This window comes from Nocardia sp. JCM 38205 (assembly GCF_058222935.1).
This window is the reverse complement of sequence record NZ_JBYHFL010000006.1, coordinates 136,343-161,588: the sequence shown is the minus strand read 5'-3', so window position 1 is coordinate 161,588 and position 25,246 is coordinate 136,343. Positions and strand designations below refer to the sequence as shown.

24 protein-coding genes are annotated in these 25,246 nt (G+C 68.6%); 19 read left to right on the top strand and 5 right to left on the bottom strand.

What is annotated here, in order from left to right:
- The first annotated feature begins 91 nt into the window (after nt 1–91).
- From sigJ to AC4HOU_RS22425, 5 genes are all read left to right on the top strand, one after another.
- The gene (gene sigJ / locus AC4HOU_RS22445; protein WP_163817713.1) at nt 92–982 is read left to right on the top strand and encodes an RNA polymerase sigma factor SigJ; all 891 of its coding nucleotides are present in this window, start codon (nt 92–94) and stop codon (nt 980–982) included.
- Between the two features lie 124 nt (nt 983–1,106).
- Nucleotides 1,107–2,297, top strand: coding sequence for an NAD(P)/FAD-dependent oxidoreductase (locus AC4HOU_RS22440; protein WP_195019304.1), 1,191 nt, complete (start codon nt 1,107–1,109; stop codon nt 2,295–2,297).
- Nucleotides 2,298–2,307: 10 nt separating this feature from the next.
- Nucleotides 2,308–3,246, top strand: a complete 939-nt coding sequence (locus AC4HOU_RS22435) for a sigma-70 family RNA polymerase sigma factor (protein ID WP_194990128.1) — start codon at nt 2,308–2,310, stop codon at nt 3,244–3,246.
- 224 nt (nt 3,247–3,470) lie between these two features.
- A complete protein-coding gene (locus tag AC4HOU_RS22430) occupies nt 3,471–4,661 on the top strand; it encodes an NAD(P)/FAD-dependent oxidoreductase (protein WP_194990129.1) in 1,191 nt (396 codons plus the stop codon).
- Nucleotides 4,662–4,761: 100 nt separating this feature from the next.
- Nucleotides 4,762–5,676, top strand: coding sequence for an RNA polymerase sigma-70 factor (locus tag AC4HOU_RS22425; RefSeq protein WP_194990130.1), 915 nt, complete (start codon nt 4,762–4,764; stop codon nt 5,674–5,676).
- A gap of 166 nt (nt 5,677–5,842) precedes the next feature.
- Here the strand turns inward: AC4HOU_RS22425 and AC4HOU_RS22420 are convergent, their stop codons facing one another.
- Nucleotides 5,843–6,469, bottom strand: a complete 627-nt coding sequence (locus AC4HOU_RS22420) for a TetR/AcrR family transcriptional regulator (protein WP_280499309.1) — start codon at nt 6,467–6,469, stop codon at nt 5,843–5,845.
- Between the two features lie 169 nt (nt 6,470–6,638).
- Here AC4HOU_RS22420 and AC4HOU_RS22415 point away from each other — a divergent pair, with 169 nt between their 5' ends.
- From AC4HOU_RS22415 to AC4HOU_RS22390, 6 genes are all read left to right on the top strand, one after another.
- Nucleotides 6,639–7,862 carry an alkane 1-monooxygenase gene (locus tag AC4HOU_RS22415; RefSeq protein WP_195019306.1) on the top strand — a complete coding sequence of 408 codons (1,224 nt, stop codon included), beginning with the start codon at nt 6,639–6,641 and terminating at the stop codon, nt 7,860–7,862.
- Complete coding sequence (locus tag AC4HOU_RS22410) at nt 7,862–8,038, top strand: rubredoxin (RefSeq protein WP_163817701.1); 177 nt, start codon at nt 7,862–7,864, stop codon at nt 8,036–8,038. The genes AC4HOU_RS22415 and AC4HOU_RS22410 overlap by 1 nt, the downstream gene beginning before the upstream one ends.
- Nucleotide 8,039: 1 nt before the next feature.
- Complete coding sequence (locus AC4HOU_RS22405) at nt 8,040–8,225, top strand: rubredoxin (RefSeq protein WP_195019307.1); 186 nt, start codon at nt 8,040–8,042, stop codon at nt 8,223–8,225.
- Complete coding sequence (locus AC4HOU_RS22400) at nt 8,222–9,442, top strand: NAD(P)/FAD-dependent oxidoreductase (protein ID WP_195019308.1); 1,221 nt, start codon at nt 8,222–8,224, stop codon at nt 9,440–9,442. The genes AC4HOU_RS22405 and AC4HOU_RS22400 overlap by 4 nt, the downstream gene beginning before the upstream one ends.
- Before the next feature lie 270 nt (nt 9,443–9,712).
- Nucleotides 9,713–10,159: a hypothetical protein gene (locus tag AC4HOU_RS22395; RefSeq protein ID WP_195019309.1), complete on the top strand. Its 447-nt coding sequence runs from the start codon at nt 9,713–9,715 to the stop codon at nt 10,157–10,159.
- Between the two features lie 392 nt (nt 10,160–10,551).
- Nucleotides 10,552–11,283, top strand: a complete 732-nt coding sequence (locus tag AC4HOU_RS22390) for a dienelactone hydrolase family protein (protein WP_490725135.1) — start codon at nt 10,552–10,554, stop codon at nt 11,281–11,283.
- A gap of 128 nt (nt 11,284–11,411) precedes the next feature.
- Here AC4HOU_RS22390 and AC4HOU_RS22385 read toward each other — a convergent pair whose 3' ends face one another.
- Nucleotides 11,412–11,717, bottom strand: coding sequence for a DUF1330 domain-containing protein (locus tag AC4HOU_RS22385; protein WP_195019311.1), 306 nt, complete (start codon nt 11,715–11,717; stop codon nt 11,412–11,414).
- 189 nt (nt 11,718–11,906) lie between these two features.
- Here AC4HOU_RS22385 and AC4HOU_RS22380 point away from each other — a divergent pair, with 189 nt between their 5' ends.
- Nucleotides 11,907–12,809: a LysR family transcriptional regulator gene (locus AC4HOU_RS22380; RefSeq protein ID WP_195019312.1), complete on the top strand. Its 903-nt coding sequence runs from the start codon at nt 11,907–11,909 to the stop codon at nt 12,807–12,809.
- A gap of 813 nt (nt 12,810–13,622) precedes the next feature.
- Nucleotides 13,623–14,573: a coiled-coil domain-containing protein gene (locus AC4HOU_RS22375; protein ID WP_195019313.1), complete on the top strand. Its 951-nt coding sequence runs from the start codon at nt 13,623–13,625 to the stop codon at nt 14,571–14,573.
- Between the two features lie 216 nt (nt 14,574–14,789).
- Here the strand turns inward: AC4HOU_RS22375 and AC4HOU_RS22370 are convergent, their stop codons facing one another.
- A complete protein-coding gene (locus tag AC4HOU_RS22370; RefSeq protein ID WP_195019314.1) occupies nt 14,790–16,208 on the bottom strand; it encodes an alpha/beta fold hydrolase in 1,419 nt (472 codons plus the stop codon).
- Nucleotides 16,209–16,293: 85 nt separating this feature from the next.
- Here AC4HOU_RS22370 and AC4HOU_RS22365 point away from each other — a divergent pair, with 85 nt between their 5' ends.
- From AC4HOU_RS22365 to AC4HOU_RS22340, 6 genes are all read left to right on the top strand, one after another.
- Nucleotides 16,294–16,839 carry a CGNR zinc finger domain-containing protein gene (locus AC4HOU_RS22365; protein WP_195019315.1) on the top strand — a complete coding sequence of 182 codons (546 nt, stop codon included), beginning with the start codon at nt 16,294–16,296 and terminating at the stop codon, nt 16,837–16,839.
- A 665-nt stretch (nt 16,840–17,504) separates the two neighbouring features.
- Nucleotides 17,505–18,173, top strand: a complete 669-nt coding sequence (locus tag AC4HOU_RS22360; RefSeq protein ID WP_195019317.1) for an HdeD family acid-resistance protein — start codon at nt 17,505–17,507, stop codon at nt 18,171–18,173.
- A 49-nt stretch (nt 18,174–18,222) separates the two neighbouring features.
- Nucleotides 18,223–19,713 carry a S8 family serine peptidase gene (locus AC4HOU_RS22355; RefSeq protein ID WP_195019318.1) on the top strand — a complete coding sequence of 497 codons (1,491 nt, stop codon included), beginning with the start codon at nt 18,223–18,225 and terminating at the stop codon, nt 19,711–19,713.
- Between the two features lie 182 nt (nt 19,714–19,895).
- A complete protein-coding gene (locus tag AC4HOU_RS22350; RefSeq protein WP_490725131.1) occupies nt 19,896–20,663 on the top strand; it encodes a phytanoyl-CoA dioxygenase family protein in 768 nt (255 codons plus the stop codon).
- Between the two features lie 27 nt (nt 20,664–20,690).
- The gene (locus AC4HOU_RS22345; RefSeq protein WP_195019320.1) at nt 20,691–21,236 is read left to right on the top strand and encodes a hypothetical protein; all 546 of its coding nucleotides are present in this window, start codon (nt 20,691–20,693) and stop codon (nt 21,234–21,236) included.
- 122 nt (nt 21,237–21,358) lie between these two features.
- On the top strand, nt 21,359–22,399 hold the full coding sequence (locus AC4HOU_RS22340; RefSeq protein WP_195019321.1) for an NAD(P)-dependent alcohol dehydrogenase: 1,041 nt from the start codon (nt 21,359–21,361) through the stop codon (nt 22,397–22,399).
- A gap of 56 nt (nt 22,400–22,455) precedes the next feature.
- Here AC4HOU_RS22340 and katG read toward each other — a convergent pair whose 3' ends face one another.
- Nucleotides 22,456–24,678, bottom strand: a complete 2,223-nt coding sequence (gene katG, locus AC4HOU_RS22335) for a catalase/peroxidase HPI (protein ID WP_163817795.1) — start codon at nt 24,676–24,678, stop codon at nt 22,456–22,458.
- 36 nt (nt 24,679–24,714) lie between these two features.
- Nucleotides 24,715–25,152 carry a Fur family transcriptional regulator gene (locus AC4HOU_RS22330; RefSeq protein WP_163817793.1) on the bottom strand — a complete coding sequence of 146 codons (438 nt, stop codon included), beginning with the start codon at nt 25,150–25,152 and terminating at the stop codon, nt 24,715–24,717.
- Nucleotides 25,153–25,246 lie beyond the last annotated feature (94 nt).

The following is a 25,246-nucleotide window of genomic DNA, read 5'->3' as shown; positions in this document are numbered from 1 at the left end:
ATGCGGCGGCCCGGAATGTCAGGTCGCCTCACATACCGGGGTGCTGATTCGTCGGTGTGGGAGGGGACCCGCAGACCTGGAGGAGCCGAGGATGACCGACCCGCAACCGCCCGAGGTGTTCGCCGAGCGCCGTCAGCTGATCAATCTCGCGTACCGGTTGCTCGGTTCGTTGGCCGAGGCCGAGGATGTGGTGCAGGAGACGTTCGCGCGCTGGTATGCGCTGTCGGAGCGGCAGCGGGCGGAGGTGGTGGCGCCGGGGGCGTGGTTGACGACGGTGGCGGGCCGGATCTGCCTGGATGTGCTCGGTTCGGCGCGGGCGCGGCGGGAACGGTATGTGGGTGAGTGGATTCCGGAGCCGGTGCCGGGGCGGTCGGAGTGGCGCGATCGTGCGGGTGCTGCTGATCCTGCCGATCAGGTCACCCTCGACGAGTCGGTCAGCATGGCTTTTCTGGTCGTGCTGGATTCGATGACGCCGGCCGAGCGGGTGGCGTTCGTGCTGCACGATGTGTTTCGTTATTCGTTTGCCGAGGTGGCGGAGGTGGTTGGGCGTTCGCCCGCGGCGTGCCGTCAGCTCGCGTGCAGTGCTCGCCGCCGCATCGATACCTCGCCGCGTCCGTCGAGCACCGAGCGGGCGGAGGTCGTCAGGGATTTCAAGCGTGCTTGGGAGCGGGGCGATATCGAGGCGTTGATCGGGTTGCTGGATCCGCAGGCGAGCGCGACTGCCGATAGCGGCGGGCGGGTCGTGGCCTTTCGTGAGCCGATCATCGGTGGCGAGCAGATCGCGCGCGCCTGGATGGAGATCTCCGTTCGCGCGGGCGCGGTCACCTTGCTGGAGCGCACGGTCAACGGCCAGCCCGGTCTGGTGGCTGTGCAGGGGGACGCCGTCATCTCGGTGTATGCCTTCGACATCGTCGATGGCCGGATCACCCGCATCTGGGTGATGCGTAATCCGGAGAAGCTGCGGCCGTGGGCGGCGGTCTGACCCGGCCGGACGTGCTTCGGCCCGGCCCAGGTTTGTAGCGGGTGACCCACGTCACTGTGGGGTGTTGTCAGGAAATCGGGGGCTGTCTCGTTCAGGGTGCACACGAACCAGACAGGAGCCATCCATGAAGCACCGCATCGTTGTTCTCGGAGCCGGATACGCCGGAGCCTTCTGCGCGGGATACCTGGCTCGGAAACTGCACTCCGATGATGTCGAGATCAACGTCGTCAATGCCGAACCCGATTTCGTGGAGCGGCTGCGTCTGCACCAGTTGGCGGCCGGGCACGATCTGCCGCATCGGCCGTTGACCGAGGTGTTCGCGGGCACGGGCGTTGTGGTTCGCACGGCCCGGGTGACCGATCTGGACGTCGATCATCGCAGCGTCACCATTTCCGACGGTGCGGCGGTGGAGCGGATCCACTACGACACCGTGCTGTACACCCTCGGGAGTGCCGCTGCTGATCACGGTGTGCCCGGTGTCGCCGAGTTCGCCTTCGATGTGGCCGGACGGGCGTCGGCGCTGCGGTTGCGGGCCCGTCTGGGGGAGTTGGGCGGGCGCGGGCGGTTGCTGGTGGTCGGCGGGAACCTGACGGCGATCGAGGCGGTCACCGAGATAGCCGAAGCGCATCCGGGTCTCGAGGTCGCATTGGTCACCAGCGGTGAGGTCGGCGGCTGGCTGGGCCCGAAGGCGCGCCGCCACCTGCTGCGCGCCTTCGACCGGCTCGGCATCGCTCTTCATGAGCACACAACCGTTGAGCGTGTCGAACCGTCGGGAGTGGTCGGCTCCGATGGCAGCGTCTTCGCCGCGGATGCGACGGTGTGGGCGGCCGGGTTCGCGGTACATCCGATCGCGGCCGCCGCCGGTCTCGCGGTGCAGCCCAACGGCCAGATCATCGTCGACCGGCAGATGCGGTCGGTGTCGCATCCGGGGGTGTATGCCGCCGGTGACAGCGTGTTCGTCATCGGGGAGAACGGTCATCCGTTGCCGATGTCGTGTGCGTCGGCGGGGTTCACCGGGTCGCAGGCGGCCGCGGCTGTGGTCGGTGATCTGACCGGGCGCAAGGTCGCGGCGACGGCGTTGAGTTACGTCGGCAACCACATCAGCCTCGGACGCAGGGACGCGATCTTCCAGCTGGTCGACGACGACGCTCGCGCGAAGCGTGGAGCCTTGTGTGGGCGGCCTGCGGTGCTGGTCAAGTCGACGATCGTGGCGGTCAGCGGCTGGGCGGTGAGCCGGCCGACCTTCGGGATGCCGAGTCGACGGCACCGGGTGGCCGCTGCCGGTGCGCGTTCGGCCGAGGCGACCCTCGCCTAGGGTCGTGGTCGTGGACACTGCGGCCGTGGCGCGTTTCGAGGCCAGCCGGAATCGGCTGGCCTGCCTCGCCTATCGGCTGCTCGGGTCCGCCGCCGACGCCGAGGACACGGTGCAGGATGCGTTTCTGCGGTGGCAGGCCGCCGACCACGACTACGTGGAGGTGCCCGAGGCGTGGTTGACGAAGATCGTCACCAATCTCGCGCTGGATCGGCTGCGTTCGGCGAAGGTCAGGCATGAGCGCGCGGTCGGGGCCTGGATGCCCGAACCGTTGCTCGACGGTGATCCGATGCTCGGCCCGGCCGACACGGTGGAGCAGCGCGAATCGGTGTCGTTGGCGGTGCTGACGCTGATGGAGCGGCTGTCGCCGGTCGAGCGGGCGGTGTATGTGTTGCGGGAGGCGTTTTCCTACAGTCATGCCGAGATCGCCGAGATCCTGGAGATCACGGAGTCGGCGAGCCAGCAGCATGCCCATCGGGGGCGCCGCCGCATCGCCGGGGCGCGCACGCCCGGCGTTGTCGATCCCGCCGCGGCGCGGCAGGTGGTCGAGGCGTTCGTCGCCGCGGCGTCGTCGGGGCGCACCGATCAGCTGGTGGCGTTGTTGACCGCCGATGCCACGGCCGTGTCCGACGGTGCCGGCGGCATGGCCGCGACCTTGATTCGCTACACCACTCGGGAGCGTGTCGCCGAGGCGGTGCGGGCAGGGTTGCGGCCGACCGCGGCCAAGCGGCGTCTGGCCGGTGGTTCGCCGTCGATCCATGCCGCGGTGGTCAATGGCAGTCCGGCGATGCTGTTCGTTGTCGGCGACCGGGTCGTTGGTGTGGCGGTGCTGGAGGTTCGTGACGGCGAGATCGCCGCCGTGCGCGGTATCGCCGCCCCGCGGCGCATCGGCCGCCTCGCCGAGCAGTGGCAACGGCGCACGCATGAGGTTCCGGTGCGCGAATCCTGGTGATGCGCTGCGAATCTGTGGTGTGCGCGCTGGTCGGGGGTGCGGTGGTCGGCCTTCGCGGACCGCGACGTCTGTGCACAGCAGCAGGTCGGGAAGCGCCGCCGGGGGAAGCCGCGGCTGTTCCGCGCTGAGCTCGAACCCTCGATAGTGATCTAACTCACACCATGTCAGAAAGCTGGGTCCGCGCGGTGTCTTGTGCTCGAGTCCCACACAGCGAAGGAGACATCATGAGCAACAATATCGACGTCGTCGTGACCGGCGGCGGATACGCCGGGGTGATGGCGGCCAACCGGATGACCCAGCGCGCGGACGTGACGGTGACCGTGATCAATCCGCGTTCGGTGTTCGTTCCGCGATTGCGGCTGCATCAGTTGGTGGGCGGGACCCATGATGCGGTGGTGGACTACCCCGAGGTCCTGGCCGACGGTGTGCGGCTGGTGGTGAACAGCGTCGCGCACATCGATGCGGCCGGCCGCCGGGTGCACCTGGCCGACGACACCACGATCGGCTACGACTACCTGATCTACGCGGTCGGCAGCGGCAGTGCGGAACCACAGGTGCCGGGTGTGGCGGAATTCGCTTACCCGGTGGCGACCTTGGAGGCGGCGCAGCGGTTGCGGTCGGTGCTGTTCGATACCCCGATGACGTCGGCGGTGACCGTGGTCGGAGGTGGCCCGACCGGCATCGAGACCGCCGCGGAGCTGGCCGAGCAGGGCCGCTCGGTCACCTTGGTGTGCGGCGGCCGGCTCGGCCCCTACCTGCATCCGAGCGCGCGGCGCACGGCCCGGAAATACCTCGCGAAGCTGGGCGTAGCCGTGCTCGAGGGTGCCGAGACCGCGGTGACGGCGGTGGACGCCGACGCGGTGCGGTTGCGGGATGGGCGGACGGTGCCGAGCCGGGTCACCATCTGGGCCGTCGGCTTCGGTGTGCCGGATCTGGCCGAGCGCAGCGGGCTGCGCACCGACAGCGACGGGCGTCTGCTCACCGACGAGACGTTGACCAGCGTCGACGACGAGCGGATCGTGGCGGCCGGCGACTCTTCGGCGCCCTCGGGTCTGCCATTCCGGATGAGCGCCTACGCCGCCGGCTGCCTGGGTGCGCATGCGGCCGACACCGTGCTGCGGCGGATCGCGGGTGCGGCACCGGAGCCGGTCGACTTGGCGTTCCCCGCGATGTGCATCAGTTTCGGCCGCCGCGCCGGCATCTTCCAGCTCGGCCACAAGGACGATACGGCGATGCGGCTGTACTTCTCGGGCCCGGTGGGCAAGGCGCTCAAAGAGTTCTCCTGCCAGGCCAGCGTCAAACATCTGGTCACCGAGGCCCGCAAGCCCGGCGCGCATCACTGGCCCAGCGACGGCAAGCATCGTCCGAAGCTGTTGCAGACATTGCCAACCGATGCGCCGGCAGCCATTGCCTGAGATCCGGCAGCGCCGGTGTGTGGCAAGGCGGCCGTGAGGTGCCGCCACACACCGGTGGCGGTCGGCGAGAAGGCAACGGCAACACAGGAAGAGAACCCTCATGAGCACACCGGGTACAGCCGACGACCACACCACCGTCGACGCGACGCAGACGTTCGTCCGGCACCGTAATCTGTTGTTCACCGTCGCCTACGAGATGCTCGGTTCGGCCGCCGACGCCGAGGACGTGCTGCAGGAAACCTGGTTGCGGTGGGTGAAGGTCGACCTGACGCAGGTCAGCGATGAACGCTCCTACCTGGTGCGGATCACCACCCGGCAAGCGCTCAACCGGCTGCGTTCACTGAAGCGGCGCAGGGAGTCCTACGTCGGTTCGTGGCTGCCGGAGCCGGTGCTGACGGCGCCCGAGGCCGCCGCCGACGGCGAACTCGCCGACAGTGTGTCGATGGCGTTGATGCTGGTGCTCGAGACCTTGACGCCCACCGAACGCGCGGTGTTCGTGTTGCGTGAGGCATTCGGGTTCGGCTACGACGACATCGCCGCCGCGGTCGACAAGACCCCCGCCGCGGTGCATCAGATCGCGCACCGCGCGCGCCGTCACGTGGAGGCACGGCGGCCCCGGCGCACCGTCACTCCGGATCAGGCGCAGGCCGCGGTCGAGGCGTTCCAGCAGGCGCTCGAGACACGCGACCTGCAAGGTCTGCTGGATGTGTTGGCTCCCGATGTGGTGGCCATCAGCGACGGCGGTGGCATCAAGCAGGCCTCGCCGCGTCCGGTCGTCGGAGCGGACAAGGTGGCCAGGTTCATCGTCGGCGGCCTGACCAAACACGATGTGGCGCTCAGCGTGGAAGCGACGGTGGTGAATGCCGGGCCGGCGCTGGCACTGTTTGTCGATGGCGAATTCGACGGCGTCATCGTGACCCATGTGGAGGACAGCCACATCAGCGGCCTCTACTACGTGCGCAACCCGCAGAAACTCACCCACCTCGATTCCGCGACCCCGCTGACCTTGCGGTGACCGGGCCGTATGGGGTCCGTTCCGGGGGCGTCGGAATCGGCAGCAAGTAGTCGAGGCGACGGGCGCAGCGAACGCTTCGGAGCGGTCAGCTCGTAGGGGTGCTCCGTTCTGGGCCATGTCCCGCACATCCGCCCGGTGTTCGCAGGCGGGAATGCGCGGTGGTCTGTCAGCGAGCGGGTGCGGCCTCGCGGGCGGCAGGCCCGAAGATCGCATCGATGACCAGGGCGATCTGGCCGACAGCGCGCTCGATCGGGATGGTGGGCTGGAACAGGTGGCTCAGGGCCAGTCGGACGACGGTTTCGACTCTGCTGCCGAGTTCGTCATCGGCGAATGCGGGCAACCCGTACTGGGTGCGTACCACGATGGTGAGGGCGGTGGCAGCGCGCCCGAGGACGGGCTCGGGTTCGGTCATCAGCGTGGGCAGCAAGCTGGTGTCGGCGCTGGTGCGGCCGGCCAGTACGGCTTTGAGCAGGGTGTTCTCGGCGGCGGTGCGGAGAGTGAAGTCGACCGCGGCGGTGAGCGCGGCCAGGACGTCGTCGGGGTGGGTGGCGATGGTTTCGGTGATGCCCGCGAGGAAGGAGTCGAGTTCGTTGCTGATGACGGCGTCGGCGAGGTCTTGTTTGGTGCCGATTTCCTTGTAGAGCACAGGCCTGCTCACGCCCACTTCTTTGGCCACGCGCGACATGTTGACCGCGCCCCAGCCTTCGGTGCAGACGAGTTGACGGGCGGTGTCGATGACGCGGGCGCGCAGCAGTTGACGCATCTCGCTGTGAAAGTTCGGCGCTTCAGCCACGACAGCCATCGTACATCAAAGACGATTTCGTTCACTCGTTGACAAACCGCAGTCACGTGTTTCTAATGAGTACACATCACCTGAAAGTGTAAACGGTCCGGTCGCTACCGACGCCGATGAGGGCAGCAGCGACCGTGCGGGCCGGCTCACCGATCCGAGGAGAACGACGATGACGAGCTCACAGCTGGGGGAGCGCGCCGAAGCGAGCGCCCCGCCGTGGCGTGACCGCAAGCGCTATCTGTGGTTGTTCGGGCTGATCCCCCCGACGGCACTGGGGCTGGCGGCCGCGCTGGTGTGGGTGTTCAACCGGCTCGGCTGGCAGCAGGTGGCGCCGGTGTGGTGGTGGATCGGACCGCTGCTGCTGTATGTGCTGCTGCCGATCCTGGATCGGTTCTTCGGTCCGGACGGGCAGAATCCGCCCGACGAGGTGATCGAACAACTCGAACACGACCGCTACTACCGCTACTGCGTCTACGCCTACATCCCGTTCCAGCTGGCCAGCCTGGTGTTCGCGGCCTACCTGTGGACGGCGACGGACCTGTCGTGGCTCGGCATCGACGGCGGACTCGGCCTGTGGTCGAAGATCGGCGTCGCGTTGAGCATCGGCGTGATGGGCGGTGTCGGCATCAACACCGCACACGAACTCGGCCACAAAAAGGACGAACTGGAGCGGTGGCTGTCGAAGATCACCCTCGCCCAAACCGGCTACGGCCACTTCTATATCGAGCACAATCGCGGCCACCACGTGCGCGTGGCCACGCCGGAGGATCCGGCCAGCTCCCGGTTCGGCGAATCGTTCTGGGCGTTCCTGCCGCGTAGCGTGTGGGGGAGCCTGCGCTCGGCGTGGGAGCTGGAACGCACCCGGCTGCGGCGAACGGGCAAGGGGCCGTGGACCCTTCGCAACGACGTGCTCAACGCATGGTTGATGACGGTGGTGCTGTGGACCGGCTTGGCCATCGTGTTCGGGCCCGCGGTGCTGCCGTTCCTGGTGATCCAAGCGGTCTACGGGTTCTCGCTGCTGGAGACGGTGAACTATCTCGAGCATTACGGGCTGCTGCGTCAGCGCACCCCGGCCGGCCGGTATGAGCGGTGCACGCCGGAACACAGCTGGAACTCCGACCACATCGTCACCAACATCTTCCTGTACCACCTCCAGCGTCACAGCGATCACCACGCGAATCCGACTCGGCGCTATCAGATCCTGCGCAGCATGGACGGTGCGCCCAACCTGCCCAGCGGTTACGCCAGCATGATCTCACTGGCCTACTTCCCGCCGCTGTGGCGCACGGTGATGGACCACCGCGTGCTCGATCACTACGACGGCGACATCACCCGCGTGAACATCCATCCCGCCAAGCGGGACCGGGTGCTGGCCCGCTACGGGGTGGCGTGATGGCCGTCTACAGCTGCCCGGTGTGCGACTACCGCTACGACGAATCGGCCGGCGCGCCCCGCGAAGGCTTTCCGGCCGGCACCACGTGGCCGGCGATCCCCGACGACTGGTGCTGCCCCGACTGCGGGGTGCGCGACAAGCCCGATTTCGAGCCCGTATCCACCACAGGAGCCTGACATGACTACCGACTACACGCTGTTCCGTTGCGTGCAATGCGGTTTCGAATACGACGAGGCACTGGGCTGGCCCGAAGACGGCATCGCGCCCGGCACCCGCTGGGACGACATCCCCGACGACTGGTCGTGCCCGGATTGCGGCGCCGCCAAAGCCGATTTCGACATGGTCGAGGTCAGCCGCGCATGAGAGGCCGCATCGTCATCGTCGGCGCCGGGATCGCCGGCGCCAGCGCCGCGCGGACCTTGCGCCGGGAAGGCTACACCGGCCAGATCGTGGTACTCGGCGCGGAATCGATACCGCCGTATCGGCGGCCCGTGGTGTCGAAGGAGGCGCTCGCCGGCACCGTCGACCAGGCACGGCTACTGATCGATTCGCCCGAGGCGTGGCGTGCGGCCGAGGTCGAGATGCGCACCGGAACCTGGGTCGAGCAGATCGAACCCGAGCAGATGCGACTCCGGTTGGGCGACGGCGGGATCGTCAGCTACGACAGCCTGTTGCTGGCGACCGGGGCGAGGGCACGCACGTTGCCCGGTCAGCATCCGTCGGCGTTGACGATGCGTTCGATCGCCGATGCGCAGCTGTTGCGGGCGCTGGTGTTCGACGGCGGTTCGCTGCTGGTCGTCGGTGCCGGGCTGATCGGCTGTGAAGTCGCCGCCACCGCGCGCGGTCTCGGCGCCGCGGTGACCGTCGTGCACGCGGCGTCGGCTCCGCTCGAGCGGGTCGTGCCGCCGCTGCTGGGCGCGCACATGCAGCAGATCCACGCCGACCACGGCGTCGCCATCCACAACGACGTCATCCTCGACGAGCTCACCTACCACGACGGCCGGGTCACCGCGACCGCCGACGGCCGCAGCTGGAATGCGGCGGCCGTGCTGGTGGCCATCGGGTCGGTGCCCGACACCACCCTCGCCGAGACCGCGGCAGTGCAGATCGACAACGGGATTCGCGTCGACCAGCACTACCGGACATCGGTGCACGGCATCTACGCCGCCGGCGACGTCGCCAACCGCTACACCCCCGAGATCGGCGGCTACGAACGCAGCGAGCATTGGAACAGTGCCCAGGCCCAAGGAGTGGCGGCGGCGCGGTCGATGCTCGGCGCGGCACCGGGCGTCGCCGAGATCCCGTGGGGCTGGTCCACCCAGTACGGGGTGAACCTGCAGTTCGCAGGCCGCATCCGGTCCGGTGACGAACTCGTGGCTCGCGGCGCGGGCAGCGCGACACCCGCGGTGCTTGCCTTGCGCGCAGGCAGACTCGTCGGCGCGGCGGGTGCCGGCTGCCCGGCCGATATCCGCGCCGCCCGCACCCTGATCGCGCGCGGCGCCTCCCTCGACCCCGAAGCCTGCGCACAGGGGCCGCTCGAATCAGCTGTCCGCGATACCGAATCGGTTTCGGTGCGGTGATCCCGTGCGTGAGCGTCACCGCCTCCGACTGGTATCTGGCCAGTCAGCGGCGGCGCGAGCGTGGCGCCGGTGTCGGCGGGCAGCGTGGCGTGCGGCGATCGCGGGCTGGGCATGGAGCTCGCCCCACTGATCTCTGCAGGATGCTTTCGGGGGATGAAGTGGGCGTCCCACGGGGCGGTGCTGTTCGGCGGGTGCGCGAGGCTGCCGTCTGGCCAGGTGGTCCAGTGCTGCCGCTGGTGTTCGGAAACGGCTGAGCAGTACCGTGCCTGTATGACGTTGATCGATATCGAGGACCTGCCCACCGCCACGTCCGACGTCTTGCGGCGGCGTGCTCGCGCGGCCGGGCTACCGGTGCGCCAGTATGTGCGCCGAGAGTTGACGGCACTGGCGGGCCGGCGGGTACCCATCGACGCGGTCGTGCAGTTCCTTGCCGACGAGCGGCCGGGACACTCCGCCGCCGAGCTCGACGCGGGCGCCCTGGCCTTGATCAACATCTACGACCTACCCGCTGAGGCTTGGAGCGTATTCAACGCGCGCGCCGCGGCAGCAGGCATGCCGCTGAGTGCCTACGTGCGCAGCGAACTGATCACCTCGGCCCGGCGCAGCACCGTCGACGACGCCGTGCTCGAGATCCGTGAGATCGTCGACAACGCACCGGGCCTGGAACTGGACATGAAGACGGTGATCGAGTCCGTGCGCTATGCACGCGGCATGTAGCCGGCACAACCGAACACGACGCCCTGGCACTGCTGTCCATGGCCGCTCACAGCGCGGGTGCCCGGTAGCAGGTGAGAGCATCAGGTAGCGCTCGAAGCCCGAGGAGTTCGCCGCCGCGTTCGGAGCTGCACTGTGCTCCGGCCACAGATGCCGGCCACGGGGAGACCGGTCGATGGGGACGGATGTGCGGTCGCGGTCGGCTCCCCAAACCACCGCGAAAAATCCGTTGGCCGGCAACCGACTCCACTGCTACCGTCGCAGGGACCGTGCCAAAGGACGAGGAGGTGGTATCCGTGAACGCAGTATCGACATGGGTGCTCCCCTCAGGGGTCACGGTCGGGCGATAGGTCGTCCGGGAGCGCCGTTCGTGAGCACTCCCGAAAGGCACCATCGTGCAATTTCTTTCCGAACAGCGTCTCGACGACGACATCATCGAGCGCACCTTCACCCTCGATGAGATCCCCGGCATCCTGTGGACGCCGGCGGCCACCTCCGCGTCGGCCCCGCTGATCCTGCTCGGCCATCCGGGCGGACTGCCGGCGATGTACCCGCGGCTACTGGCCCGGGCCCGGCACGCCGTGGCCGACGGCTGTGCCGCCGCCACCATCGAGCTGCCCTGGAGCGGTGACCGGCCCCGATCGGTGGACGCCGACCAGGCCCGCGCCGACCTTCGCCAGGCAGTACAGGCCGGCGAGCCCGTCAACGACGACATCGTCGACCGGCTCGTCCTCCCGCTGGTCGAACAGGCCACCCCGGAATGGCGCGCCGCGCTCGACAGTCTCCTGGCGCTGCCCGAGATCGGCGGCCCGGTCGGGTATTCCGGCGGGGTGATCTCCCTCGGCACCCGGCTGGCTGTCGTCGAGCCACGGATCACGGCCGCCGTGCTCTTCGCCGGCAGTTACGTGCCGCGCGCCATCTTCGCCGAGGCACCGAAGGTCACCATCCCACTGCACGTCCTGCTGCAATGGGACGACGAGGGCAATGACCGGCAGATGGCGCTGGACCTGTTCGACGCCTTCGGCTCCACGGAGAAGACGCTGCACGCCAACATGGGCGGACACACCGGCGTGCCGGCATACGCCCAGGAGGAGGCGAACCGCTTCTTCACCCGGCACCTGAGGTGAGACCGGGGCGTCGGTCCGGAAACCGATAGCACTGCGGCGATCGCCGCGGTTACCAGCTTGCCTGCCGCTGGCGACAGTCGGCAGCGGCAGGCAAGTCGAGCCTCGGTGACGGTCCGGCCGGAGCGCAGTCAGTCGATGCCTTCGACGATGCGGAAGTCGCGCTCGACGCCGTCGGGCAGGGCCACCAGCGCCTTCTGATATGCCTCACTCTCGTATGCCGCGACGGCCTGGTCGAAACTGTCGAACTCGATCAGGACGACACGCTGCGCGAGGCCGGCCTCGTATGCGGCGACTCGCCCGCCACGGGACGGAATCAGCGACAGGACACGCCCACCCCCGGCCTGAACAGCGGGACCGGCCAGCTCGTCGTAGGCAGCCAGCCGGGCAGGGTCGGACATGGCGGGGTAGACACTGACCCAGTAGCCCTTAGCCATGGAAACCCCCTGTGCCGGGCCGGACACGTCCGGCTTGGAATCGGCAGTCGGATCGGCCGATCCCGGCGACGGGTGCTGCGGTCGGTTGAATCGTCATATCCGCAGGTTAGGGCTCGATATGCGGTCGAGGGAAAGACCGATCCGGGATAGGCTCAGAACGGATCGTTATCAATCGGCAGGGGAGGGCTCGTGGCGCCGGACACGGTGAGCCTGCGGTACTTCCTGGTACTGGCGCAGGAGTTGAACTTCACCCGCGCGGCCACCCGGATCGGCATCGCACAGCCCGCACTCAGCGCCCGGATCCGCCGATTGGAGAAGGAACTCGGTACCGCTCTGCTGGTGCGCAACACCCGCAGCGTCGTCTTGACCGCGGCCGGTACGGCTCTGGCCGAGTCGGCGCCGCCCGCGCTGGCGGCACTGGACCGGGCCTGGGACACCGCCCGCAGCGCCGCGGCCGGTGAACTCGGCACGCTGCGCATCGGATACAGCTTGTCCACTGGCGCCGAGACGGTACCGGCCCTGGTGGACAGGCTGATTCGCGGCAACAGTGGGCTCGAGGTCGCCGCGGTCCCGATGGCGACGCCCGACATCACGCCCGCGGTCGCCGACGGCCGTCTCGATGCCGGGATCACCCGCGGTGAACAGCCGGGCCGCGGCGTGCGCCGGTTTCTGCTGCGGCGGATGCGCGTCGGGGTCCAGCTGGCCCAGCACCATCCGCTGGCCGGATGCCCGGAGATCGAGATCTCCGACGCGGCCGCGTATCCGCTGCGCCTCCCGGACCGCGCGGCCAACCCCGTGATCCACGACCAGCTGGCCGCACTGTTCCGAGACACCCAGCCCCACCCCCGATTCCACACCCCCGCCGTCTCCTTCGACATGTCTCAACGCGACCTGCGTGACGGGATCACTCTCGCCCCGGCCGGAGAAGCCGCGGCCACAGTGGCACCGGTCGGTCTCACCTGGCGACCGCTGCGCGCCGCGCCCCGCCTGACCATCCACCTGGTCCTCCCACGCGAACAGTCGCCGCTGCACCGCCGCATCCGTACCGTCGCCAAAACCGTGGCGCACGAGCTGCACTGGCTGCCGGACTGACGCGAACCCAGGCGGCTGTCGGCGGCTCGCCGAACACGAGCCCATGCCCGTCATCGGCGCCGCCCGCCACCTCATGAACACGGGCATTGCTCTGCGCGTCGATGCGGCCGGCGGTCCAGGCCGATGAAGTCGAACTAGACGCCCTCGGCATGGCCCGACTGGCGCGGCATACGGGTGCCGTGTGCACGGGCCGGGGCGGCGTAGATGACGGCTCGGAGCGGATTCGCAACGAAGGCCGAGGGCATTCGTCCGCGGCCGGGACACCATAGGGCCGCAGAGAAACCGATCCAGGGCGGCCGAGCGGCGCGCGGCACCTGGCCACTGCCGACGCTGGGCGTGACGGACCGTCGCGCCCAGCCACCCGATGGGGGTGCTGATGGCAGGGGAGAGGGTGCACCGCACCGAACCCGCCGCATTGTGGGACGCGCGTACCAGCGACCCCAGTTTTCGCGTCGCCTGTGACTGCGGGGATCCGCGGGCGCGAGCCCGGTCGGCCGACTCCTCGAGCCAACAAGGGCGCCATTCCTGACCGCCGATAATGTTCACTTATCGGCGGTCAGGGTCGAGCCGATTCCCTTGGGATTCTCCGGATTTCGTTTCGTGTCATTACGTCGCTACAAACGAAACAAACGCTACGATTTTCCGGTGGCGAACGTATGTAACTTCCCGGGGTGTGCGCGACCGATCACGAAGGGCGGGGGGCCGGGGCGGCCGTCGGAATACTGCGACCTTCCCGAGCACACGCGGTGGCGGGCGTGGCGGGAACGTCAACGGCAGCAACAGGAGTCGACGACACCGGGAGATTCCGTCACTGTGACGCAGCCTGGTCCGGCGACGGCGGCGCGGGTGCGCGCCGATGAGCTGCTCGAACAGTTCCGTGGCCTGGCCCAGCAGTTGGGCACCACCCTCAACGCGGCCGTCGCCGAACTCGCCACGCTGGCCGACCCGTCGGTGGCCGAGGCGCAGATTCAGCAGATCCAGGCCGACGCCGCCCGCCGCATCGCCGAAGCCGAAGTGGCCGCCGCCGATGCCGAACAGGCCCGCCGCGCCGCCGACGAGCAGCGGGTGCGCGCCGAAGAAGCCGCCGAGGACGCTGCTGCGGCCGCCGAAGCGGCCGAGGCGCGCAGTGCCGCCGCCGAAGCCGACACCGCCCGGGCTCGCGCCGATCGCGACGAGGCGCTGCGCGAGGTCGAAGCGGTGACCACACAGGCCGCTGCCGATGTCTTCGCCGCCCGCAGCGCCGCCGACGCCGAGATTCGCGCCGCGCGTCAGGAATGCGCCGACGACATCGAACGGCTGCGCGAACAGACCCGCGAAGAGATCGAACGGGTACGCACCACCGCGGCCACCGAGATCGAACAGATTCGCCGCGCCGCCACCCAGCAGGTCACCGCGGCCGCCGCTGAACGTGATCTCGCTGTCCAGCGCGCCGCCGACGCCGAACGAGCCATCGAACGCACCGAACGCACGGCCGCCGAACGCGCGCACACGATCCAGGAGCTACGCGCCGAACTCGAGCGGGCGCGCACCGAACTCGGCCACGTCCGCACCGAACTCGCCGACACCCGCCGAACCGCCGCCACCGACCTCACCGCGGCGCGTGCGGAAGCGGCCGCCGCGATCGACAAAGCCCACGCCGACGCGGCTGCCCGCATCGCGGCCCTCGACGACGCTCGCGCGCAAACCTTGGCCCGCGCCGAACGCGCCGAACGCCAACTCGACGCGCTCCTGGAATCAGCCGGCAAGACAACCGATGTCGGGTAGCGGACCGGCCAGTGCTCGCATACTGCCGCGATCGAGGCGATTCCCGCAGCGGGATCACCGCCTCCGGCACGCCCGGCGGATATGCCGTCCGGCCAGGCGGTGCCGTGAGGTGGTGATCATCGAGGTGGCCCCGCGTGCTCGTCTGCGGTAAACGACTGCCGTCCTGCGGCCACTGCCCGTGGCGTGGCTCTCCGCGGAAGCGGCACCGCGGCGTTGTCAGTAGCCGACGGTGATGCGTTGGCGGAGGAATGCGTTGCGTTCCAGGGTGTCCACCGCGGCGGAGGCGAGGTCGCCGATGGTGATACGGCTGTCGCCGTTGGCGTCGGTGACGGGGGTGTCGCCGGCTTCGGTCCGGTAGACGCCGGTGCGCTCGCCGGGAATGAGGTGCATGGGCGGTGGGCTCAGGTAGGTCCAGTCGACGGCGGCGCCGTCGCGGCGGAGGATGTCGAGGGCATCGGCCTGGTCGAGCGCGGTCTCCCGGTATTGGGCGGGGAAACTCGGTGAGTCGACGAACCGTTGGCCGTTCGGGGCGAGCAGGCTTCCGCCGCCGCCGATGAACAACAGACGTCGAACGCCGGCCTCGATCAAGGCGGAGGCCGCCTTGGGAACGAGGTGGTCGGAGCCTTTGACCGAGGCGACCACGGCATCGTGGCCTGCGACCGCGGCGCGGATGGAGTCCGGGTCACGGACGTCGAGATCGGCGCTGGACAGCGCCGACACCCGGTGCCCGCGGGCGGTGGCCTCTCGGGCGATGGCGCCGCCCAGGTTGCCGGTCGCTCCGATGACGGCGATCTTCATGGTGAAATTCCTCAGGAATCGGTCGATGAGCGCGACGATGTCGGGCAGTTTGTCTTCCAGTGCGAAGTGGCCGGTGTCGAGGATGTGTAGTTCGGCGTCGGGCAGGTCGCGCCGGTAGGCGTGGGCGCCGGGTTCGGGGAAGAACGCATCGCCGCGACCCCAGATGATCAGCGTCGGCGGCTGGTGCCGGCGAAGCCACGCCTGCCAGGTGGGGTAGAGCTCGACGTTGCTGCGATAGTCCAGGGCCAGGGCGAGTTGGGCGTCCTTGCGTCCGGGAAGGTCGAGGAAGTGCTGATCGAGCGTCCATCCGTCGGGGGAGACGAGCGAGGGATCGCTGGTGCCGCCTTCGTACTGGCTCCGGGTGACCGGCAAGGTGAACAGGTCGCCGAGCTCGTCGGCCGCCGCGTTGATCGTGTTGCGGGCCAGCTCCGACAGGCCTTCCTCGTAGGCGTTGGCGTTCTGCACGATCAGCCCGGCGATCCACTCGGGGTGCCTGGTGGCCAGGCGCAGGCCGATGGGCCCACCGAAGTCGAAGGCGTAGAGCACGAATCGGTCCAGACCCATCCGTTGCACGAATCCTTCGACAGTATCGGCCAGGACGTCGAAGGAGTACACGAAACCGTCCGGGGTCTCGGTGTGCCCGAAGCCAGGGTAGTCCGGGGCGATCAGCCGATAGCGGCCGCCGAGGGCGTCCATGAGCCGCCGGTATTGGTGCGACGCGGACGGGAAGCCGTGCAGCAACAGCAGTGTCGTGCCGTCCGCCGGCCCGGCCTCCCGGTAGAAGACCTGCACCCCGTCGACGTCCACGAACCCGTGCCTGACCTCAGGAACGTTCATCACTAATGCCTCTCTCTATCAAGAACGCATTAGATCAAATCAGGCTAGTTCTAATGTGTCAACCCACTGAGATATCATTAGAACTATGGATCTGCTGATCGGTGAGCCACTCGCGTTGGACCTGCTCAACACTCGTGCGTCCACCCGCGACGGCGAGATCGATGCACTCGACAGCGTCGAGGCCTTCGAGCGCTGGCTGGCGCGGCAGGCCGACCGGATCACCGCACCGTCATCGGTCACGACCGCGACGCTGACCGCGGTCGGTGAACTCCGCGAACACATCCGCACAGCCGTCGAGGCGGCCCGACGCGGCGACCCAGTGCCCACCCAGGCTCTCGACGCCGTCAACCGGGCGATCCGCACCGCCCCCGCCTACCGGATCCTCCAGCCCGATCTCGGCGTCATCGCGGGTCGACACGGCGACAACCTGGCTCGCCTGCTCGCCCAGCTCGCCGAGGCCGCCGTGGACCTACTCGGCGACCCCGCGGTCGTGAAGGTCCGTGCCTGCGAGGGACCGCAGTGCCGGATGCTCTTTCTACCCACCCATCCGCGCCGCCGCTGGTGTTCCCCAGCGCTCTGCGGCAACCGTGCCCGCGTCGCCAGGCACTACCAGCGCCACAAGAACGCATGAACGGCGCCGCAAGCGTTTTCCGAGGGCCGGCGCAGCTCTCGGATCCGCGGCCGGCGGGCGCCGCGTGCGGGTGCCTGTCCTGACACGATCCGCCCAGGCACCCGAACAGGCGGCACGACATCGGATATCACGTGCGGACCGCCGGTGGTGGTCACTCGGTGCGCCCACCGGGTGTGGCTCCGAAGCAGGGCCGAGATCACCCGTGGCCGCGGCAGTGGAAACCGCCGTTGCGGCGGTCGGCGGCGACCGCATACCCGAAAGCAGCGCCTACGCATGCGCCGAGGACCGCTCCGGTGAGCAGACATGCGCCGAGCAGGGTTGCCGTGAGCAGTTCTGCACTGTCGACAATGGCCGACAATGTCAATGCAGGAGCCAGGTAGCAAGCGGCCACCGGGGAAATCAGCAGTGCTCCGACAACAGCGCCGACGAGAGCCCCGATCGACAGGGGCGAAGCTTTCACTCCCCACAATCTACCGCGCGCGCAACCGCTTCGGCAGAGAGTCGCCCGAGACTGCTCCGCCACAGTGAGCCGTGACCGCAGCCTCGGTGCCTTCGACGCGGGAGCACACTCGACCGAGCAGGGTGCAACGGGGTGAATGCCACCCTGACCGGGCGAATGTGGCAATCGTTCGGCAAACGGCACGGGTTGGCCATATCATGTCGCTATGCCCACCTACGAGGATTCGGGTCCGATGTCGGTGTTGGGTCGCGGTGTGCGGCAGACGGTCCTGGTTGTCGGCATCTGCTCGGTGCTGCTCGGGGTCGTGATCATGATGTGGCCGGGGAAATCGGTGGCGACGCTCGCCGCATTGGCCGGGGTGTATCTGCTGGTCGGTGCGGTACTGCAACTGACCATCGCATTCGCCTCGGGACTCGGCCGTTTTCCCCGCGTATTGATGTTCCTCGCGGGCGCGGTATCGGCGGTGCTCGGGCTGCTCGCGTTCCGCAGCGGGGACTGGGTGCTGCTGGTGGCGATGTGGCTCGGTATCGGTTGGGCAGTACGCGGGGTGGTGCATGCGATCGCCGCGGTATGGGACGACGACGATACTCCGGGGCGTGGTGCGCACGAGGTGATCGGGCTGGCGACATTGATCGCCGGGATCGTGGTGGCGATCGTGCCATTCGATTCGGCCGACGTGCTGGCCGCCACCGCCGGTTGCTGCATGATCGCTCTGGGGATCACCGAAATCCTCACCGCCCGTAAAGCTCCCGCCGAGCCGCCGTCGCAGCCGGCGGAAACCGAACCGGCTCCGCCTCGGCCCGCGCCGCCGCGCCCGGCCGTCGATACCACCATCGTCATGCCACCCGGCAGCGGACACGCCATGGGGCGCTGAAACGCCGAACCGCTGGCGGCCCGGCCGTCCAGCGGGTTGACTTGACGGTATGGGAACACCAGATCAGCGTCGTAATTCGCTCGGCCCGACCGGGTTCCAGCCGCCCCGCACCCCGGCCGAGCTGGTCGTCGTCACCCACGGCGCGGCCGCCGCCATCGACCCCGCCGCCCTGCGCGAGAACGCCTCGGCCGAAACGCGGCTGGGGGAGCTGCTACCGAACGCGGCCCTGTCGCGGGTGTTCGGTCCGCCGCGGCGACTGGAGCACCGCCTGGCGGGCACCCCGGTCGAACCCGCGGGCGCCGAACTGCTGAACTACTTCACCGTCGCCGGTGTCGAGGACGACCTGGATGCCGAAGCCGAACGGCTGCGCGCCGATGACGCCGTCGCCGCCGCCTATGTGAAACCACCCGCCGAGCCGCCGCTGGCACCGCCGATCAGCACCACCGTCGCCGATGTCGCGGCCCGAGCCCTCACCGAACCACCCGCGGTGACACCGGATTTCCTGACCCGCCAGGGATATCTGGGCGCGGCGCCGGACGGGGTGAACGCGCAGTGGGCGTGGACTCGGCCAGGTGGCCGCGGCACCGGAGTCAGGGTGATCGATGTCGAGGGCGCGTGGCGGTTCACCCATGAGGATCTGCTCGACAATCAGGGCGGGATCATCGGCGGCAGTCCGTCACCGGATCTGGGGTGGCGCAATCACGGAACGGCGGTGGCCGGGCAGATCAGCGGCGACGTCAACGGTTTCGGCATCACCGGGATCGCACCGGAAGCCGGGATTCGCGCGGTATCGGTGTTCGGTGGCGGCGGTTCCGCGGCCGCGATCCGGTCGGCCGCCGACGCGTTGAGCGCGGGCGACATCCTGCTCATCGAGTTGCATCGCCCGGGACCGCGATTCAACTACGCCGGTCGCGGCGACCAGCGCGGCTACATCGCCATCGAATGGTGGCCCGACGACTGGGCCGCCATCCGTTACGCCATCGGCCGCGGCGTCGTGGTCGTCGAAGCCGCGGGCAACGGCGGCGAGGATCTCGACGCGGCGCTCTACGACAACAAGCCTGCCGAATTCCCGTCGACGTGGCGTAATCCGTTCCGCGGTGGCGTCGCCGATTCCGGTGCGATCGTGGTGGGTGCGGGTGCGCCGCCGCCGGGCACCCACGGGCGCGATCACGGCCCGGCCCGCTCGCGGCTGGACTTCTCCAACTACGGTGCCCGCGTCGACGCCCAGGGCTGGGGGCGTGAGGTCACCACCACCGGCTACGGCGATCTGCAAGGCGGCGGGGACGAAGACCTCTGGTACTCCGACACCTTCAGCGGCACCTCGAGTGCCTCACCCATCGTCGTCGGCACCATCGCCTGCTACCAGGGCGCGCTCGCGGCGGCAGGGGCCGGGCGCGGCACCCCCGAGCAGATCCGGGCCCGGTTGCGCGCCACCGGGAGTACCCAAACCGAGGCTCCGGGCCGCCCGGCGACACAACGGATCGGCAACCTGCCCGATGTGCGGGCGCTGCTCGGAGACGGCGCGGCGAAGGATGCCTGAAGTGATCTGCTGAAGTCGTGCCTGGTGTGGGTTGGCGGTAGCGCAAAGGTCGGCCGGTCGGGTTCGACGTGGCCGCAGCGGATTCAGCGCAGCAGCCCGTTTACGGTCACGCCGGCTCGAGTCCTTGGCGATCCCGAGAAAAATCGATTGCGGCCACACCGCGCATCGGCGACGCTGACCGCATGCTCGACGACGCACAGGTCGCTGACTTCATCGACAACGGCTTCGTCCGGCTCCGCGGCGCCTTCTCCCACGAACTCGCCGCACAATGCCGCGACATCCTGTGGCGCGATATCGACCCCGCCACCCGGACCGGACCAGCCCTCGGCCTCGGCGACTACCACCAGCAACCATTCCTCGACGCCGCCAACACCCCGACCCTGCACGCCGCGTTCGACACCCTCGTCGGCCGCGGCCGCTGGCAACCACGCGACACGCTGGGCGGGTTCGTCATCCGATTCCCCGGCGACGAACCCGCGGTCCTCGACGGCTGGCACGTCGACGTCAGCTACCCCGGCGAACACTCCACACCGGGCGACTACCTCACCTGGCGCGCCAACATCCGCTCCCGCGACCGCGCTCTGCTGATGCTGTTCCTGTTCACCGATATCGGCGAACACGACGCCCCCACCCGGCTGCGCGTGGGCTCCCACCACCACATCGCGCGCCTCCTCGAACCCGAAGGCGACACCGGCCTCGACGCCCGCACACTCGCCGCCCACGCCGACCCCGCCACCGCCCACCTACCCACCGCCTACGCCACCGGCCACGCCGGCGACGTCTACCTGTGCCATCCCTTTCTCGTGCACGCCGGACAACCCAACCGCGGCAACACCCCACGCATCCTCGGACAGCCCAAACTCGCGCCCACCCGGGCACTACGCATCGACGGACCAACCGAGCACCTCGCACCGGTCGAACTCGCCATCCGGCAAGCGTTACGCCGCTGATCAGGCGCGTTCCGATACCCTGCGACGATGGCGACCAGTGCAACCTTGCGGATCTCCCGCCTGCGCGCGCTCATCGAGCACCCCAACACCGGCGACAGCGAACGCGCCACCGCCCAGCGCATGCTCGACCGCATCCTCACCAAAACCGGCACCGGACCGGCCGTCGGTGACCGCACCTACGGCAACCGCCACCACCGGGTAGGCCGCCACGCCGACCTCGAACGCATCGCCGACATGATCCGCGCCGACATCGTCCTGGCCCGCGCCACCTTCGCCCCACGCCCGGCCCACCCCGGCGAACCCGCCCTGCGCGACCCCATCGGCGACGCCCCACCCCAGATCACCTACACCGTCGACACACCACACCACAGCTGCATCGACATCACCATCGACAACGTCCCACCCGAATGGGGATGGGTACGCGAGGACGGCATCGACATCATCAGCCCCGCCCTGCAAACCCTCGCCGACGAACTGGCCGACCTCATGAACGGCTACAACCACGACGGCAGCGACATCGACAAACGCTTCTTCGGCCGCGTCCGCATCCCCGACCTCACCCTCGTCTGGTAACCCGCGGACGACAATTCGCCGGCCAGCGGCGACAGCCCTCGACCAACCCCGGCGATTTGCCACCCGGATGCCGGGCCCGCATGCGATCGTGGAGGCAACCAGCATCGAACGGAGGACGTGCGATGAAGGCTCTGCAATACGCGGCGGTCGGTGCCGAACCGGAAGTCCGCGACATCCCCACCCCCGAACCGGGCCCAGGGCAGGTCCTGCTGAAAATCACCGCCGCCGGGGTCTGCCACTCCGACGACTTCGTCATGTCCCTGCCCGCCGAAGCCCTCACCTTCCCGCTGCCACTCACTCTCGGCCACGAAGGTGCGGGCACCGTCGCCGCCCTCGGCGCGGGCGTCACCGGTCTCGAACTGGACCAGGCGGTCGTCGTCTACGGCCCCTGGGGCTGCGGCACCTGCTGGTTCTGCTCTCGAGGCGCCGAGAACTACTGCTCCCGCGCCGCCGAACTCGGCATCTACCCACCCGGCCTCGGCGCACCCGGCGCCATCGCCGAATACATGATCGTCGACTCCGCACGGCACCTGGTACCCATCGGCGACCTCGACCCCGTCGCCACCGTGCCGCTCACCGACGCCGGACTCACCCCCTACCACGCCATCAAACGCTCACTGCCCAAACTGGTGCCAGGCACCTTCGCCGTCGTGATCGGCAGCGGGGGACTGGGCCACGTCGCCATCCAGTTGCTGCGCCACCTCTCACCCGCCCGGGTGATCGCCCTCGACGTCAACGACGACAAACTCGCCTTCGCCACATCCGTCGGCGCCCACGAAGCAGTACTCTCCGACGCCGCAGCCGCCGACAACGTCCGCGCCATCACCGGACCCGGCGGCGCAAGCCTCGTCCTGGACTTCGTCGGCTACCAGCCCACCGTCGACACCGCCATGGCCGTCGCCGGCGTAGCAGCCGACGTCACCATCGTCGGCCTCGGCGACGGGCAATCCGCCGCCCGCGTCGGCTTCGGCATCAGCCCCTACGAAACCGCCGTCACCGCACCGTACTGGGGCACCCGCGGCGAACTCATCGAACTCATCGATCTCGCCCACGCCGGCGTCCTCGACATCGCCGTCGAACGCTTCACCCTCGACGACGCGCCCGAAGCCTACCGGCGACTCGCCGCCGGCACACTGCGCGGACGCGCCGTCATCGTCCCCTGACACACCCGCGAACACAGGGGAGAGGCGACCGGCCCACCAGCCGGTCGCCGCCCTACTCACTTCAGATCGAACCGATCCGCATTCATCACCTTGTTCCACGCCGCCACGAAATCGGCGACGAACTTCTCCTTCGCATCATCGGTGGCATACACCTCCGCCAACGCCCGCAACTGCGAATTCGAACCGAACACCAGATCCACCCGGCTCGCCGTCCACTTCGGCGCACCCGACACCCGATCCTTACCGACATAGGTGCCGTCGTCGGCCTCCGACTTCTCCCACCTCGTACCCATATCGAGCAGATTCACGAAGAAATCGTTGGTCAGCGCACCCGGCGCCGAACTCAGCACACCCAACGGCGACTGCTGATAATTCGCGCCCAACATGCGCAAACCACCGACCAGCACCGTCATCTCCGGCGCCGTCAAACCCAGCAGATTCGCCTTGTCGACCAGCAGATGCTCGGCCGCCAGCAGATTGCCCTTGCCGTAATAGTTGCGGAACCCGTCGGCGCTGGGCTCGAGGACGGCGAACGACTCCACATCGGTCTGCTCCTGCGTGGCATCGGTCCGCCCCGGCGTGAACGGAACCAACACCGGCACCCCGGCGTCCTTGGCCGCCGCCTCGACCGCCGCACAACCGCCCAGCACCACCAGATCCGCGAACGACACCCGCTTGTTCCCGCTCTGACCGGAATTGAACGACTCCTGAACACCCTCGAGCACACGCACCACCTGCGCCAACTCATCGGGCTCGTTGACCTCCCAGCCACGCTGCGGCTGCAACCGGATCCGGCCGCCATTGGCGCCACCACGCTTATCGGTGCCACGGAACGATGACGCCGCCGCCCACGCCGTCGACACCAACTGCGCCACCGACAGACCCGACGACAAGATCTGCGACTTCAACGCCGCGATATCCTCGGCGTCGATCAACTCGTGATCGACCTCCGGCACCGGGTCCTGCCACAACTGCGGCTCCGGCACCCACGGACCCAGATACCGCGACACCGGACCCATATCGCGGTGCAGCAGCTTGTACCAGGCCTTGGCGAACTCCTCGGTCAACTCCTCCGGATGCTCCAGCCAGCGACGCGTGATCTGCTCGTACACCGGATCCATCCGCAACGACAGATCCGTCGTCAACATCACCGGCGGATGCGACTTCGACGGATCGTGCGCATCCGGCACCGCGTCCGCGGACGCACCATCCTTCGGAATCCACTGCCACGCACCGGCCGGGCTCTTGGTCATCTCCCACTCATGACCGTAGAGCGTCTCCAGGAACGTGTTGTCCCACTTCGTCGGCGTCGGCGTCCACGTACCCTCCAGACCACTGGTGATCGCATGCGCGCCCACACCCGTGCCGAAACTGTTCTTCCACCCCAGACCCTGATCCTCGAGCGGCGCCCCCTCCGGCTCCGGACCCACACCGTCCGCCGGACCCGCACCATGGGTCTTGCCGAAGGTGTGACCACCCACGATCAACGCCGCGGTCTCCACATCGTTCATCGCCATCCGGGCGAACGTCTCCCGGATATCGCGCGCCGCGGCCACCGGATCCGGCACACCGTTCGGGCCTTCGGGATTCACATAGATCAAACCCATCTGCACCGCCGCGTACGGTTTGGCCAGCTCCCGATCACCGCTGTAGCGCTCATCGCCGAGCCAGGTGTCCTCCGGACCCCAGAACACCTGATCCGGCTCCCAGATGTCCTCCCGACCGAACGCGAAACCGAAGGTCGGCAAACCCATCGACTCCAACGCACAGTTACCGGCGAACACCAGCAGATCCGCCCACGACAACTTCCGGCCGTACTTCTGCTTGATCGGCCACAACAACCGGCGCGCCTTGTCCAAGCTCGCGTTATCGGGCCAGCTGTTCAGCGGAGCGAACCGCTGGGCGCCCTCACCACCGCCACCGCGACCATCCGCGATCCGATAGGTTCCCGCCGCATGCCAGCTCATCCGGATGAACAACGGACCATAGTGGCCGTAATCGGCCGGCCACCAGTCCTGCGAGGTCGTCATCACCTCGAACACATCGCGTTTGACCGCCTCGACATCCAACGACGCGAACTCACGCGCGTAGTCGAAATCGGGTCCGAACGGATTCGACAACTCCGAATGCTGGTGCAGCACTTGCAGATCCACCTGATCCGGCCACCAGTCACGATTGGACCGCGGCCGGCTCGCCTTCGGGGTGGGCGAGGGGATTACCGGGTTCTCGCTCTCACTGACACTGGCAGTGTTCTCACTGGTAGGTGGCTTGTCAGACACGACGTTCCTTTCGAGGAGGGGTGAACCGGGCTGTGATCACCCGTGTGAGGGCATGGACGACGAGCATTCGGGGCACACGCCCCAGTAAATGACCTCGGCCTCATCGAGTACGAAACCGTTGTCATCGGACGCGGTCAGGCACGGCGCCGCACCGACCGCGCACTCCACATCGGCGATCGCGCCACAGCCGCGGCACACCACATGATGATGGTTGTCACCGACCCGGGTCTCATACCGCGCGACCGACCCCATCGGCTGGATCCGGCGCAGTAGTCCCGCCGCCGTCAAGGCACGCAGCACGTCGTACACCGCCTGATGAGAGACCGCGCCCAACGTCTGGCGCACCGATCGCAGAATCGAATCGGTATCGGAGTGGGGATGTTCGTGCACGGCCGACAGCACCGCCACGCGCGGCGCCGTCACACGCAGTGCAGCACCACGGAGCATGCGCTCGAAGTCCGAGGTGGTGGACACATTCAGAAGTATTACCCATTCAAGTGTCCGCCGTGCGGGGTTTGCGATACCGGGTTTCCCGTCCGAGCCGACGGGCGCAGGGGAGCGGTGCCGG